We start from the raw sequence: 13,727 nt of genomic DNA, 5'->3' as shown, positions 1-13,727 counted from the left end.
GGGGCACACAGATGGGACGAGTGTCACGCAGGGCGCTGGCCGTGGCGGCGCTGTCGGCTCTCACGACGATGCCGCGGGCGTCGGCCGCGCCGGGGCGGCGGCGGGGGAACACCGAGATGCGGGGGATGTGGGTGGCGACCGTCGCCAACCGCGACTGGCCGTCCCGGCCGGGACTGACCGCCGCGCAGCAGCGCGCCGAGCTGCTCTCCCTGCTGGACCTGGCGGTCCGCGACCGGCTCAACACCGTGGTCTTCCAGGTGCGGCCCACCGCCGACGCGCTGTGGCCCTCGCCGTACGAGCCGTGGTCGCAGTACCTCACGGGGACCCAGGGCAGGTCGCCCGGCTGGGACCCGCTCGGCACCGCCGTCGCCGAGGCCCACGCCCGGGGGCTGGAGCTGCACGCCTGGTTCAACCCGTACCGGATCGCGAACCACACCGACCCGTCGCGGCTGGTCGCCTCGCACCCCGCCCGCCGCAACCCGTCCTGGGTGGTGCCGTACGGCGGGAAGCTCTACTACGACCCGGGGCTGCCCGAGGTCCGCGCCTTCGTGCAGGAGGCGATGCTCGACGCGGTGCGCCGCTACCCGGTCGACGCCGTGCACTTCGACGACTACTTCTACCCGTACCCGGTGGCGGGCCAGCGCTTCGACGACGACAGCACCTACGCCGCGTACGGCGCCGGCTTCCCGGACCGCGCGGCCTGGCGGCGCGACAACATCGACCGGCTGGTGCGCGAGACGGCCGCCGGCATCAAGGAGATCCGCCCCGCCGCCCGCTTCGGCATCAGCCCGTTCGGCGTCTGGCGCAACGCCGCCACCGACCCGCTCGGCTCGGACACGCGGGCCGGGGTGCAGACGTACGACGACCTGCACGCCGACACCCGGACGTGGGTGCGGGAAGGCTGGATCGACTACATCTGCCCGCAGCTGTACTGGAACATCGGCTTCGCCGCGGCCGACTACGCCGAGCTGCTCTCCTGGTGGGCGCAGGTCGCCCGGGGGAGCACCACCAGGCTGTACGTGGGGGAGGCGCTGTACAAGGCCGGCGACCCGGCACAGCCCGCGGCCTGGCAGGACCCGGCCGAGCTGTCCCGGCACCTCACCCTGGCCCGGGAGCACCCGCAGGTGCGCGGGCACGTCTTCTTCGCCGCCAAGGACGTGGCGGCGGACCGCATCGGGGCGATGGCGCGGGTGGTCTCCGGCCACTACGGGGGACCGGCGGACCCCCCGCGCTGATCTACCGCATCTCCTGGTGGGTCGTCCTGTGACGGATCTCGGAGTCGGGGCCGGGCGAGCACACGCCTTCGTGCCCGTCCTGGAAGCGCACCCGATAGGGCGGGTTGCCCTCCTGGCCCAGGACTTCGACGATCTCGCCGACCTTGTCGTGTTGACCGACCACCCTGCCGTGCTGGACAAGCTGGTCGCCCACGGTTGCACGCATCGTGTGGGGCCTCCTCACGGTGTGGGAGCAGCGGGCCGTCGCATCGAGTCTACGGTGGCGGGCGCCGGCCGGCAGGGCCACGCGGCCCGCTCAGCCGCGCGCCCGCTGGGTGACGGCGATGCAGACCAGCACCGCCGCGGCCGTCAGCGGGGCGGCCGCCGTGAGGTGCTCGCCCAGCAGCAGCACCGACCACACCAGTGTGAGCAGCGGCTGGGCGAGCTGCACCTGGCTGGCCCGCGGGATGCCGATGGCGGCCATGCCCCGGTACCAGACGACCAGGCCGAGGAACTGCGAGCCCGCCGCCACCCACAGCAGCCCGGTCACGGCGTGCCCGGTCAGCTCCACCGGCTCGTACGCCAGCGCCAGCGCGGCGGCCGGCACGGTCAGCGGCAGGCACAGCACCAGTGCCCAGCCGATGACCTGCCAGCCCGGCATGACCCGGGCCAGCCGGCCGCCCTCGGTGTAGCCGGCCGCGCAGACCAGCAGCGCGCCGAAGAGGTACAGGTCCGCCGTGGTGAGGGCGCCGCCGCTCTGCCGGACCGTGAACGCCGCCACCGCCGCGGCGCCCACGAGCGCCGCCGCCCAGAAGGTGCGCGAGGGGCGGGCGCCGACCCGCAGGGCGGACAGCAGGGCCGTGGTCAGCGGCAGCAGGCCCACCACGACGGCCGCGTGCGCGGTGGTCGACGTCTGCAGGGCGAGCGTGGTCAGGAGCGGGAAGCCGAGGACCACGCCCGCGGCGACGACCGCCAGCCCCGGCAGGTGGCGGCGGTCGGGCAGCGGCACGCGCCGCGCCCGGCCCCGCCCGCCCGGCCCCGCCCCCACGGCCAGCAGGCAGACACCCGCGATGAGGGCGGCGAGCACGCTGCGCACGGCGACGAGGGACCAGGGGCCGAAGCCCTCCAGCCCCCACGCGGTGGCGGGGAAGGTGAGGGAGAACGCGGTGACCCCGAGGGCGGCCTGGAGGGTGCCGAAGCCGGGGCGCTCCCGGCCGGGGGCGGTGACTGCTATCGGAGGTGGGGCGGTAGCGCTACTCTGTGCTCTCATGCAAGAGCGTAGCAGCGTCACTGAACTGGCAGGCAGACTGCGACAGGAGCTGGACCGCTACTCACCCGGTGGAAAGCTCCCGTCGAGTCGGGCCCTCGTCGAGCGGTTCCGGGTGAGCCCCGTGACGGTGTCCCGGGCGCTGGCGCAGTTGGCCGCCGAGGGGCTGGTGGTGACCCGGCCCGGCGCCGGTGCGTTCCGCGCCCGCCCCCGGACGACGGCCGCCGCCGCGGGGGACACCTCCTGGCAGGAGGTCGCGCTGAGCGCGGACGGCGCCGGCGACCTCGTGCCCCGCTCGGTGGACGCCTCCGGCGTGCTGGTCTCGCTGGCCGCGCCGCCGCCCGGGGTGATCGAGTTCAACGGCGGCTACCTGCACCCGTCCCTGCAGCCCGAGCGGGCGATGGCCGCCGCCCTGTCCCGGGCGGGACGCCGGCCCGGCGCGTGGGGGCGGCCGCCCATGGAGGGGCTGCCCGAGCTGCGCGAGTGGTTCGCGCGCGGCATCGGCGGGGCCGTCACCGCCGCCGAGGTGCTGGTCACCTCCGGCGGCCAGTCGGCGCTGACCACCGCGCTGCGCGCGCTCGCCCCGCCCGGCGCGCCCGTCCTCGTCGAGTCGCCCACCTACCCCGGCATGCTGGCCATCGCCCGCGCCGCCGGGCTGCGCCCCGTTCCCGTCCCCGTCGACGCGGACGGCGTCAGACCGGCGCTGCTCGCCGACGCGTTCCGGGCCACCGGCGCCCGGGTCTTCATCTGCCAGCCCCTGTTCCAGAACCCCACCGGGGCCGTGCTCGCGCCCGAGCGGCGCGGCGAGGTGCTGCGCATCGCGCGCGAGGCGGGCGGGTTCGTCGTCGAGGACGACTTCGTGCGGCGGCTCGTGCACGAGGACGCGGGGCCCCTGCCGCGTCCGCTGGCCGCCGACGACGTCGACGGCGTCGTCGTCCACGTCGGCTCGCTGACCAAGGCGACCTCGCCGAGCTTCCGGGTGAGCGCGCTGGCCGCGCGCGGCCCGGTCCTGGAGCGGCTGCGCGCGATCCAGGTGGTCGACACCTTCTTCGTGCCCCGGCCGTTGCAGGAGGCCGCCCTCGAACTCGTCGGCTCGCCCGCCTGGCCCCGCCATCTGCGGGCCGTCTCGGCCGAGTTGCGGCTGCGCCGGGACGCGATGACCGCCGCGCTCCGGCTCCGGCTGCCCGAACTCGCCCTGCCGCACGTCCCGTCGGGCGGCTACCACCTGTGGCTGCGGCTGCCCGACGGCGCCGACGAGCCCGCCCTGACGGCGGCCGCCCTGCGCGCGGGCGTCGCGATCACCCCGGGACGCCCGTACTTCAGCGCCGAACCGCCCGCCGGGCACGTCCGGCTGAGCTTCGCGGCGGTCGCGGGGACCGGGGAGATCGCGGAGGGCGTACGGCGGCTGCGCGGGGCCTGCGACGAGGTGCTGTGACCCGGGGGAGGGCGGCGGGCCGGGACCGGCCGGGGCGCTTGCCGCCCCGGGCGCCGAAATCGGCTCGACGCCGGCGCCCGCGGCCTGCGACCCTCCGGGCATGACCGACACGCCGAGGCCCCCCGAGGGCTACGAGTTCTCCGCCGACCCCGCCCGCGTCGACGCCGGGCGGGTGCACCGCTGGCTGTCCACCGACGCGTACTGGGCGCTCGGCCGGACGCGCGACCAGCAGGACCGGGCGATCGCGGGCTCGCTCAACTTCGGTGTGTACGAGACGGTGTCGGGGGAGCAGGTGGCGTACGCCCGGGTCGTGACCGACCGCGCGACCTTCGCCTGGCTGTGCGACGTGTACGTCGACCCCTCGGTGCGCGGCAAGGGCATCGGCACGGCCCTGGTGGCGGCCGTCCGCGAGCACCTGCGGCCCACCGGGCTGCGCCGCGTCCTGCTCGCCACGCACGACGCGCACGAGGTCTACGGGAAGCTCGGCTTCCGGCCGCTGGAGCGGCCCGACCAGTGGATGGCGCTCTTCTTCGAGTGAGGCGCCCGGGGGTGGTATCAGGCGGATCCTGACCTTCCGGTCAGGTCTGACGGACCCTCGGTAACTTCCCGGTGACACCCCCTTGACCCGCCGACTCCCGGGGCTCACCATCACCGCATGTCGCTTCGGGTCACGTTCGTCGCCGCGGCGCGCGGCTGCCCGCCGCTCGCCGAGCGCTTCGAGGACGACCGGCCGCTGGACCAGGCCGGCTGGGCCGAGGTGGAGCGCGCCGTCGGCGACCTGCTGCCCCTCGCGGCGGCCGAGCTGCGGTACTGCTCGCCGACCCTGCGCAGCCGGGCCACCGGTGACGCGCTGGGCTACGCCCCGCTCGCCCAACTGGCGCTGCGGGAGTGCGACATGGGCCGCTGGCGCGGGCTGACGATGGGCGAGGCGATGGCCCGGGAGCCGGACCTCGTGGACGCCTGGCTGACCGACCCGCGCGCCACTCCGCACGGCGGCGAGTCGCTGCACGCCTTCATCTCCCGGGTCGGCGGCTGGCTCGACACCCGGCCCGGCGAGAACGGCTGCCGGATCGTCGCGGTGGCCGAGCCGTCCGTGATCCGCGCGGCCCTGGTGTACGTGCTCAACGCCCCGCCGCAGGCCTACTGGAACATCGACGTCCGCCCCCTGTCGACGACCGCCGTCACCGGCCGCTCCGGCCGCTGGAACCTCCGCCTGGACAGCCCGGCCGCGCAGCAGCCCCTGCGGGTGTGAGGGGCCGTCCTCAGGGCTCGCGGGCGTACTCCGTCGTCAGGACGAGGTCCTTGGCCGGGCCCCGCACCCGCCACACCGTGCGCCAGTGGTCGGCGTCGCGGACGGTGAACTCGCCGCGGTAGAGGTCCGCCGCGCAGGGGTGGTCGGCGATGTGGCGCCCCGAGGTCAGGTCCAGGTCGTGGAAGGGGCGGCCGTCCGCGAACCGCACGTCGGCCGTGCCGCCCGGACCGGGCAGGAAGCGCAGCGTCCGCTCGGCGGGCCGGGCGACGCCCTGCCAGACGAAGGTGCCGGACTCGTGGTGCAGCAGGCCCCCGGGCGGCCCGTCCCCGGCCAGTGGCTCGAAGCGGGTGGTCCCGCCGAACTCGCCCGTCGCGCCGCTCGCCAGGTCCCGCACCGAACGCCGCACCCGCCAGCTCCCGCCCAGGTACGCCAGTGCGTCCGGCACTGGCCAGAACTCGCCCATCCCGTCCTGCCCTCCGTCCCGTCCGTTGCTGCGCGACCCATTGACGCGCACCGGCCCCCTCCCTATCTTGCCGTTCGAAGTGCTGATCAATGTCCGGTATCTCGAACGAACAGGGGTGGAGACCCCCTGGACCCGAGCCGCGGAGTATCCATGTCACGCACCCGCTGGAGACTTGGTCTCAGCGTCACCGCCCTCCTGACGGCCACGGCCGTCCTGCCCGCCCCCGCGCACGCCGAGGACGTCACCGACTACACGATCACCGTCGACCCGGCCGCCGGGGGCGCGGCCATCGACGACACGATGTACGGCGTCTTCTTCGAGGACATCAACCGCGCCGCCGACGGCGGCCTGTACGCCGAGCTCGTGCAGAACCGGTCCTTCGAGTACTCCACCGCCGACAACGGCTCCTACACCCCGCTGACCTCCTGGACGGTCGCGGGCACCGGCGACGTGGTGGACGACTCCGGCCGCCTCAACGAGCGCAACCGCAACTACCTCTCCCTAGGCGCGGGTTCGTCCGTCACCAACGCCGGCTACAACACCGGCATCCGGGTCGAGCAGGGCAAGCGGTACGACTTCTCGGTCTGGGCCCGCGCGGAGAGCGGCACGACCCTCACCGTCACCCTCAAGGACACCGCCGGGACCCTGGCGACCGCCCGCCAGGTGGCCGTCGAGGGCGGCTGGGCCAAGTACAGGGCCGCGTTCACCGCGACCCGCACCAGCAACCGCGGGCGCCTGGCCGTCGCCTCCTCCGCCGCGGCGGCGCTCGACATGGTCTCGCTGTTCCCGCGCGACACCTACAAGAACCAGCCCAACGGGCTGCGCAAGGACCTCGCCGAGAAGATCGCCGCCCTGAAGCCGGGCTTCGTGCGCTTCCCCGGCGGCTGCCTGGTCAACACCGGCTCCATGGAGGACTACAGCGAGGCCTCCGGCTGGGAGCGCCGGCGCAGCTACCAGTGGAAGGACACCGTCGGGCCCGTCGAGGAGCGCGCCACCAACGCCAACTTCTGGGGCTACAACCAGAGTTACGGCCTCGGCTACTACGAGTACTTCCGCTTCGCCGAGGACATCGGCGCGATGCCGCTGCCCGTCGTCCCCGCCCTGGTGACCGGCTGCGGCCAGAACAGGGCCACCGACGACGAGGCCCTGCTCGAGCGGCACATCCAGGACACCCTCGACCTCATCGAGTTCGCCAACGGCCCGGCCACCTCCACCTGGGGCAAGGTCCGCGCCGAGATGGGCCACCCCCGTCCCTTCCGCCTCACCCACCTCGGCGTCGGCAACGAGGAGAACCTGCCGAACGAGTTCTTCGCCCGCTTCCAGAAGTTCCGGGCCGCCATCGAGGCGGAGTACCCGGACATCACCGTCGTCTCCAACTCCGGCCCCGACGACTCCGGCACCATCTTCGACACCGCCTGGAAGCTCAACCGCGAGGGCGACGTCGACATGGTCGACGAGCACTACTACAACAGCCCGCAGTGGTTCCTGCAGAACAACGACCGCTACGACTCCTACGACAGGAACGGCCCGAAGGTCTTCCTCGGCGAGTACGCCTCCCAGGGCAACACCTGGAAGAACGGCCTGGCGGAAGCCGCCTTCATGACCGGCCTGGAGCGCAACGCCGACGTCGTCAAGCTCGCCTCCTACGCCCCGCTGCTCGCCAACGAGGACTACGTGCAGTGGCGGCCGGACATGATCTGGTTCAACAACCGCGCCTCCTGGAACTCGGCTAACTACGAGGTCCAGAAGCTGTTCATGACCAACGTCGGCGACCGGGTGGTCCCCTCCCGCGCCACCACCACGCCGGACGTCAGCGGCCCGATCACGGGTGCCGTCGGACTGTCGACCTGGGCGACGAGCGCCGCGTACGACGACGTGCGGGTCACCGCCGCGGACGGCTCGACGCTGCTGAGCGACGACTTCTCCGGTGACGCCTCGCGGTGGGAGCACGTCGGCGCGGGCAGCTGGAGCGTCCAGGACGGCCAGTACGTCCAGACCGACGCCGCCGCCGAGAACACCCTGGTCACGGCCGGCGACCCGGCCTGGAAGGACTACGACCTGCACGTGAGGGCCACCAAGAAGTCCGGCAAGGAGGGCTTCCTCGTCGCCTTCGGCGTCAAGGACACCGGGAACTACTACTGGTGGAACCTCGGCGGCTGGAACAACACCCAGTCCGCCGTCGAGCAGGCCTCGGACGGCGGCAAGTCGACGCTCCTCTCCAAGGCCGGTTCGATCGAGACGGGCCGCGCCTACGACATCGACGTCAAGGTGCGGGGCCGCCAGGTCACCCTCTTCCTCGACGGGCAGCAGTGGGGCAGCTTCACCGACGACAAGCCGGCCGAGCCGTTCCGCCAGGTCGTCACGCGCGACGCCGCGACGGGCGAGCTGATCGTCAAGGTCGTCAACGCCCAGCCGGCCGAGGCCCGCACGGCCGTCGACCTCGGCGGTGCGAAGGTCGCCTCGACGGCCCGCGTGACGACGCTCGCCGCCGACGCGGACGCGGTGAACACCGAGACGGACACGCCGGTCACCCCGGTCACGTCCACCGTCCGCGGTGTCGCCGACAGGTTCTCGTACACCTTCCCGGCGCACTCCGTCACGTTCCTGCGGATCAAGCAGAGGTAGCCGGCGGAGCGGCGTGCCGGTGGCGCGGGCCGCCGTCCCCCGGGGGACGGCGGCCCGCGCGTCGCCGGACGGCGGGCTCAGCGGTTCCTGCGGCGGCCGAACCAGCCGCGCCCGCCCGGCTCCTCGGGGGCCGCGCCCCCGAACGGCGGCAGGGCCTTGAACCGCTCGTCGAGCCGCACCGTGGGCGTGAGCCGGTGCAGCACGGCACGGACGCGGGTGAGCGGGTGGTCGGGGAAGTGCGCGTCCCACTGCGGGTCGTCGGCCACGTGGGAGGGCAGCCCGCCGTCCAGCCCGGGCGCGTAGGGGTGGGGCCGGAAGTACGCGGCCGGCCCCACCCGCGCCATGACCGTCGCCTCGCGCACGCCCGTCGTCGCGCCCTCGGCCGCCTGCACCTTCAGGACCGTGCTGCACGCGGCCTTCGGCACCGTCCAGGAGCCGAGGAACACCTGCCCCTGCCCCTGGGGCCGGGGCACCTTGATCAGCTGGCGGACCGCCGGCACGCCGTCCACGGCACCGGGCTCCGCCTCGATCAGCCCGCCGCCGGCCCCGGCCGCGCCCCGGGCGAGACCGGCCCGCAGCCGCTCGGGTTCGTCGAGCCGGGCGGGCAGGTCCGGCACGAGCGGGAAGAAGTGCACGGACAGCACCAGTCCCCACGCGTCGGTCCACACCCCCGGCTCGCGCTCGGTGAAGCCGGTCAGGTCCAGGCCGGTGATCGGAGTCATGACGATCATCATGCCGGGGCGGGGGACCGTCGGGCCGGCCCGGGGGCGGCCGAGCGCTCCGGCCGGCCCCGCCGCCGGTTCCAGCACCGCGCGCCGGCTCGGCACCCGCGGGCCGGCGGCCGGACGGAGCGGGAAGGGCCGTACGGCCGGGGCGGCCGGGCGGATCCGGCCGCCCCGGTGGCGGAGCAGGCCGGACGACTCGCGCGCGGCGTCCCGCGCGTCCGCCCGGTCCGGTCTCGCGCACCGGCGCGGCGGGCCCGGCACGTCCTCGGCGGACCCGTGGCGGTGCTCCGGCCCCGCCCGGTCGACCGCCTCCGGTCCTTCCTCCTGCGCGCGACCCCACCGCCCGGCCGGGAGACGGGCGGAAGGGCCGGGTGATCCGCGCCGCCCCGCACCGCGTTGCATAAACGTGCAACGAAACGTATAGTCATGCCGTCTAGGAGGAGGATTTCCATGGCGGTACGTGCGGCGGTGGCCGGAGCGAGCGGATACGCGGGCGGAGAGCTGCTGCGCCTGCTGCTGGCCCACCCGGAGGTCGAGATCGGTGCCCTGACCGGCAACTCCAACGCGGGCCAGCGGCTCGGCGCGCTCCAGCCGCACCTGCTGCCGCTGGCCGGCCGGGTGCTCCAGGACACCACCGCCGAGGTCCTCGCCGGGCACGACGTCGTCTTCCTGGCGCTGCCGCACGGGCAGTCCGCCGCCGTCGCCGAGCAGCTCGGCCCGGACGTGCTGGTGGTCGACATGGGCGCCGACTTCCGGCTGGCGGACGCCGCCGACTGGGAGCGGTTCTACGGCTCCCCGCACGCCGGGACCTGGCCCTACGGGCTCCCCGAACTGCCGGGCGGCCGCGCCGCGCTGGAGGGGTCCAAGCGCATCGCGGTGCCCGGCTGCTACCCGACCGCCGTCTCGCTGGCGCTGTTCCCGACGTACGCGGCGGCCCTCGCCGAGCCCGAGGCCGTGGTCGTCGCCGCGTCCGGCACCTCCGGCGCGGGCAAGGCGCCCAAGCCGCACCTGCTGGGCAGCGAGGTCATGGGCTCCATGTCCCCGTACGGCGTCGGCGGTGTCCACCGGCACACCCCCGAGATGATCCAGAACCTCAGCGCGGCGGCCGGCGAGCGGGTGACCGTCTCCTTCACACCGACCCTCGCCCCGATGCCGCGCGGCATCCTCGCCACGTGCAGCGCCAAGGCCCGGCCGGGGGTCACCGCCGAGTCCGTCCGCGCCGCCTACGACAAGGCCTTCGCCGACGAGCCCTTCGTCCACCTGCTCCCCGAGGGCCAGTGGCCCGCCACGGCGTCCGTGCAGGGTTCGAACGCCGTTCAGCTGCAGGTCGCGTACGACGAGGCCGCGGGACGGATCATCGCGATCAGCGCCATCGACAACCTGACCAAGGGCACCGCGGGCGGTGCCGTCCAGAGCATGAACATCGCCCTGGGTCTCGACGAGACCACCGGACTTTCCACGATCGGAGTCGCACCGTGAGCGTCACGGCAGCCAAGGGATTCACGGCGGCGGGCATCGCCGCCGGGATCAAGGAGAACGGCAACCCGGACCTGGCCCTCGTGGTCAACAACGGGCCCCGCCGCGCCGCCGCGGGCGTCTTCACCTCCAACCGCGTCAAGGCCGCGCCGGTGCTCTGGTCCGAGCAGGTCCTCAAGAGCGGTCAGGTCTCCGCCGTCGTCCTCAACTCCGGCGGCGCCAACGCCTGCACCGGGCCCAAGGGCTTCCAGGACACCCACGCCACCGCCGAGAAGGCCGCCGAGGTCCTCGGCCGCGGCGCGATCGAGGTCGCCGTCTGCTCCACCGGCCTCATCGGCGTCCTGCTGCCCATGGACAAGCTGCTCGCGGGCGTCGAGACCGCCGCCGCCCAGCTCTCCGAGCACGGCGGCGAGAAGGCCGCCATCGCCATCAAGACCACCGACACCGTGCACAAGACGTCCGTCGTGACGAAGGACGGCTGGACGGTGGGCGGCATGGCCAAGGGCGCCGGCATGCTCGCCCCCGGCCTCGCCACCATGCTGGTCGTCCTCACCACCGACGCCGACCTCGGCGACGAGGACCTGGACCGGGCCCTGCGGGCGGCGACCCGCACGACCTTCGACCGCGTCGACTCCGACGGCTGCATGTCCACCAACGACACCGTCCTGCTGCTCGCCTCCGGCGCCTCCGGCGTCACCCCGGCGTACGACGAGTTCGCCGAGGCCGTACGGGCCGTCTGCGACGACCTCGGCCAGCAGCTGATCCGGGACGCCGAGGGCGCCAGCAAGGACATCAAGGTCGAGGTGGTGGGCGCCGCGACCGAGGACGACGCCGTCGAGGTGGGCCGCTCCATCGCCCGCAACAACCTCCTCAAGTGCGCCATCCACGGCGAGGACCCCAACTGGGGCCGTGTGCTCTCCGCCATCGGCACCACGTCGGCCGCCTTCGAGCCGGACCGGCTGAACGTCGCCATCAACGGCGTCTGGGTCTGCAAGAACGGCTCCGTCGGCGAGGACCGCGAGAAGGTCGACATGCGCTACCGCGAGGTGCACATCGTCGCCGACCTCGCCGCGGGCTCCGAGACCGCCACCATCTGGACCAACGACCTCACCGCCGACTACGTCCACGAGAACAGCGCCTACTCCTCATGAGCAACGGAACCACGCGGAAGCACACCGCCCTCCCCAAGGCCCAGATCCTCATCGAGGCGCTGCCCTGGCTGACCCGCCACCACGGCAAGACCGTCGTCATCAAGTTCGGCGGCAACGCCATGGTGAACGAGGAGCTGAAGGCCGCCTTCGCCCAGGACGTCGTCTTCCTGCGGCACGCCGGCCTCAAGCCGGTCGTGGTGCACGGCGGCGGCCCGCAGATCAGCGCCGCCCTCGACCGGCACGGCATCGTCAGCGAGTTCAGGGCCGGCCTGCGCGTCACCACCGAGGACGCCATGGACGTCGTCCGGATGGTGCTGGCCGGGCAGGTGCAGCGCGAGCTGGTCGGGCTGCTCAACCAGCACGGGCCGTTCGCCGTCGGCCTCACCGGCGAGGACGCGCACACCCTCACCGCCACCCGGCACCGGCCCGAGATCGACGGCGAGCCCGTCGACATCGGCCGGGTCGGGGAGATCACCGAGATCGACACGGGCGCCATCGAGGCCCTGCTGGCCGACGGCCGCATCCCGGTCGTCTCCTCCATCGCCCGTTCCCAGGACGACCACCATGTCTACAACGTCAATGCTGATACGGCGGCTGCGGCACTCGCTGCTGCACTGGGCGCCGAAACCCTCATGGTCCTCACGGACGTCGAGGGACTCTACGAGGACTGGCCGCACTCCGACGAGGTGATCAGCCGCCTCACCGCCTCCCAGCTGGAGAAACTGCTGCCGGAGCTGTCCTCCGGCATGGTGCCGAAGATGGAGGGCTGCCTGCACGCCGTGCGCAACGGCGTCACCACCGCCCGCGTCATCGACGGCCGGGTGCAGCACTCGATCCTGCTGGAGATCTTCACCGACGAGGGCATCGGCACGATGGTCGTGCCCGACGAGCACGAGGGGGACGCCGCATGACCGGCAACCAGGAGCTGGCCGCGCGGTGGCAGGGCTCGCTCATGAACAACTACGGCACGCCGCGCCTGCCGCTCGTCCGCGGCGAGGGCACCACGGTGTGGGACGCCGAGGGCCGCGCGTACCTCGACTTCGTCGGCGGCATCGCCACCAACGCCCTCGGTCACGCCCACCCCGCGATCGTCGAGGCCGTGACCGCGCAGATCTCCTCCCTCGGCCACATCTCCAACTTCTTCATGGCCGAGCCGACCGTCGCCCTCGCCGAACGGCTGCTGGAGCTCTTCGGCCGGGACGGCCGGGTCTTCTTCTGCAACTCCGGGGCCGAGGCCAACGAGGCCGCCTTCAAGATCGGCCGGCTGACCGGGCGGACCCACATGGTCGCCACGCAGGGCGGCTTCCACGGCCGCACCATGGGCGCCCTCGCGCTCACCGGGCAGCCCGCCAAGCAGCAGCCCTTCCTGCCGCTGCCCGGCGACGTCACCCACGTCCCCTACGGCGACGCCCAGGCCCTGGCCGCCGCGGTGACCGAGGAGACCGCGCTCGTGATCATCGAGCCGGTGCAGGGCGAGAACGGGGTCGTGGTGCCCCCGGCCGGCTACCTCAAGGCGGCCCGGGCGATCACCGCCGCCACCGGCGCGCTCCTCGTCCTGGACGAGGTGCAGACCGGCATCGGCCGCACCGGGCACTGGTTCGCGTACCAGGCCCACGAGGGCGTGCTGCCCGACGTCGTCACGCTGGCCAAGCAGCTCGGCGGCGGCCTGCCGCTCGGCGCGACCGTGGCGTTCGGACGGGCGGCGGAGCTGCTCCGGCCCGGCCAGCACGGCACCACCTTCGGCGGGAACCCGGTCGCCTGCGCCGCCGGACTGGCCGTCCTCGACACCCTCGCGAACGAGGGACTGCTGGAGAACGTCAAGCGGCAGGGCGAGAAGCTGCGCGACGGCGTGGAGTCCCTCGGCCACGCGCTCGTCGACCACGTCCGGGGCGCGGGGCTCCTCCTGGGTATCGTGCTCACCGAGCCGCTCGCGCCCCAGGTGCAACAGGCGGCTCAGGACGCCGGCCTCCTCGTGAACGCGCCCGCTCCCGACGTCGTACGGCTCATGCCGCCGCTGAACCTCGGCGACGACGCGGTGGACGCCTTCCTCGGGGCGCTGCCCGGCATCCTTGACAAGGCCGCCGAGGCCGACGGGGACGGACGATCCGGGGAATGAGAC

13 protein-coding genes are annotated in these 13,727 nt (G+C 73.9%); 9 read left to right on the top strand and 4 right to left on the bottom strand.

Annotated features, from left to right (window positions below):
• Positions 1 to 11 precede the first annotated feature (11 nt).
• The gene (locus tag ACIF8T_RS09025; RefSeq protein WP_400032736.1) at positions 12 to 1,235 is read left to right on the top strand and encodes a glycoside hydrolase family 10 protein; all 1,224 of its coding nucleotides are present in this window, start codon (positions 12 to 14) and stop codon (positions 1,233 to 1,235) included.
• Position 1,236: 1 nt separating this feature from the next.
• On the opposite strand, the gene ACIF8T_RS09020 is transcribed toward ACIF8T_RS09025, so the two are convergent.
• Together ACIF8T_RS09020 and ACIF8T_RS09015 are read right to left on the bottom strand one after the other, a co-directional pair.
• Positions 1,237 to 1,440 (bottom strand): DUF1918 domain-containing protein, encoded by a 204-nt coding sequence (locus tag ACIF8T_RS09020; RefSeq protein WP_400032734.1) that lies wholly within the window; start codon positions 1,438 to 1,440, stop codon positions 1,237 to 1,239.
• A 90-nt stretch (positions 1,441 to 1,530) separates the two neighbouring features.
• Positions 1,531 to 2,484 (bottom strand): DMT family transporter, encoded by a 954-nt coding sequence (locus ACIF8T_RS09015; protein ID WP_400032732.1) that lies wholly within the window; start codon positions 2,482 to 2,484, stop codon positions 1,531 to 1,533.
• On the opposite strand from ACIF8T_RS09015, the gene ACIF8T_RS09010 reads away from it, so the two are divergent.
• The 3 genes from ACIF8T_RS09010 (at position 2,483) to ACIF8T_RS09000 (ending at position 5,168) form a co-directional block, all read left to right on the top strand.
• Positions 2,483 to 3,916 (top strand): PLP-dependent aminotransferase family protein, encoded by a 1,434-nt coding sequence (locus tag ACIF8T_RS09010; RefSeq protein ID WP_400032730.1) that lies wholly within the window; start codon positions 2,483 to 2,485, stop codon positions 3,914 to 3,916. The genes ACIF8T_RS09015 and ACIF8T_RS09010 overlap by 2 nt on opposite strands.
• A gap of 100 nt (positions 3,917 to 4,016) precedes the next feature.
• Complete coding sequence (locus ACIF8T_RS09005) at positions 4,017 to 4,454, top strand: GNAT family N-acetyltransferase (protein WP_400032728.1); 438 nt, start codon at positions 4,017 to 4,019, stop codon at positions 4,452 to 4,454.
• A 117-nt stretch (positions 4,455 to 4,571) separates the two neighbouring features.
• Positions 4,572 to 5,168 carry a histidine phosphatase family protein gene (locus ACIF8T_RS09000; RefSeq protein ID WP_400032726.1) on the top strand — a complete coding sequence of 199 codons (597 nt, stop codon included), beginning with the start codon at positions 4,572 to 4,574 and terminating at the stop codon, positions 5,166 to 5,168.
• A 10-nt stretch (positions 5,169 to 5,178) separates the two neighbouring features.
• On the opposite strand, the gene ACIF8T_RS08995 is transcribed toward ACIF8T_RS09000, so the two are convergent.
• The gene (locus ACIF8T_RS08995) at positions 5,179 to 5,631 is read right to left on the bottom strand and encodes a DUF6314 family protein (protein ID WP_400032724.1); all 453 of its coding nucleotides are present in this window, start codon (positions 5,629 to 5,631) and stop codon (positions 5,179 to 5,181) included.
• A 150-nt stretch (positions 5,632 to 5,781) separates the two neighbouring features.
• Between ACIF8T_RS08995 and ACIF8T_RS08990 the strand changes: the two genes are divergently transcribed.
• Entirely contained in the window at positions 5,782 to 8,256 is a 2,475-nt protein-coding gene (locus tag ACIF8T_RS08990; RefSeq protein WP_400032722.1) for an alpha-L-arabinofuranosidase C-terminal domain-containing protein, read from the top strand.
• 77 nt (positions 8,257 to 8,333) lie between these two features.
• Here ACIF8T_RS08990 and ACIF8T_RS08985 read toward each other — a convergent pair whose 3' ends face one another.
• Positions 8,334 to 8,978: a hypothetical protein gene (locus tag ACIF8T_RS08985; RefSeq protein ID WP_400032720.1), complete on the bottom strand. Its 645-nt coding sequence runs from the start codon at positions 8,976 to 8,978 to the stop codon at positions 8,334 to 8,336.
• Positions 8,979 to 9,431: 453 nt separating this feature from the next.
• Here ACIF8T_RS08985 and argC point away from each other — a divergent pair, with 453 nt between their 5' ends.
• The 4 genes from argC to ACIF8T_RS08965 are packed head-to-tail and all read left to right on the top strand — an operon-like array spanning position 9,432 to position 13,724.
• A complete protein-coding gene (gene argC, locus ACIF8T_RS08980; RefSeq protein ID WP_400032718.1) occupies positions 9,432 to 10,460 on the top strand; it encodes an N-acetyl-gamma-glutamyl-phosphate reductase in 1,029 nt (342 codons plus the stop codon).
• Entirely contained in the window at positions 10,457 to 11,608 is a 1,152-nt protein-coding gene (gene argJ / locus ACIF8T_RS08975) for a bifunctional glutamate N-acetyltransferase/amino-acid acetyltransferase ArgJ (RefSeq protein WP_400032716.1), read from the top strand. The genes argC and argJ overlap by 4 nt, the downstream gene beginning before the upstream one ends.
• A complete protein-coding gene (gene argB, locus ACIF8T_RS08970) occupies positions 11,605 to 12,519 on the top strand; it encodes an acetylglutamate kinase (protein WP_400032714.1) in 915 nt (304 codons plus the stop codon). Before argJ ends, argB begins: the two co-directional genes overlap by 4 nt.
• Positions 12,516 to 13,724 (top strand): acetylornithine transaminase, encoded by a 1,209-nt coding sequence (locus tag ACIF8T_RS08965; protein WP_400032712.1) that lies wholly within the window; start codon positions 12,516 to 12,518, stop codon positions 13,722 to 13,724. The genes argB and ACIF8T_RS08965 overlap by 4 nt, the downstream gene beginning before the upstream one ends.
• Positions 13,725 to 13,727: the final 3 nt, after the last annotated feature.

Source organism: Streptomyces sp. NPDC085946, from assembly GCF_044540485.1.
GTDB lineage: Bacteria > Actinomycetota > Actinomycetes > Streptomycetales > Streptomycetaceae > Streptomyces.
The sequence above is the reverse complement of the archived record's forward strand: the minus strand, read 5'-3'. Positions and strand labels throughout refer to the sequence as shown.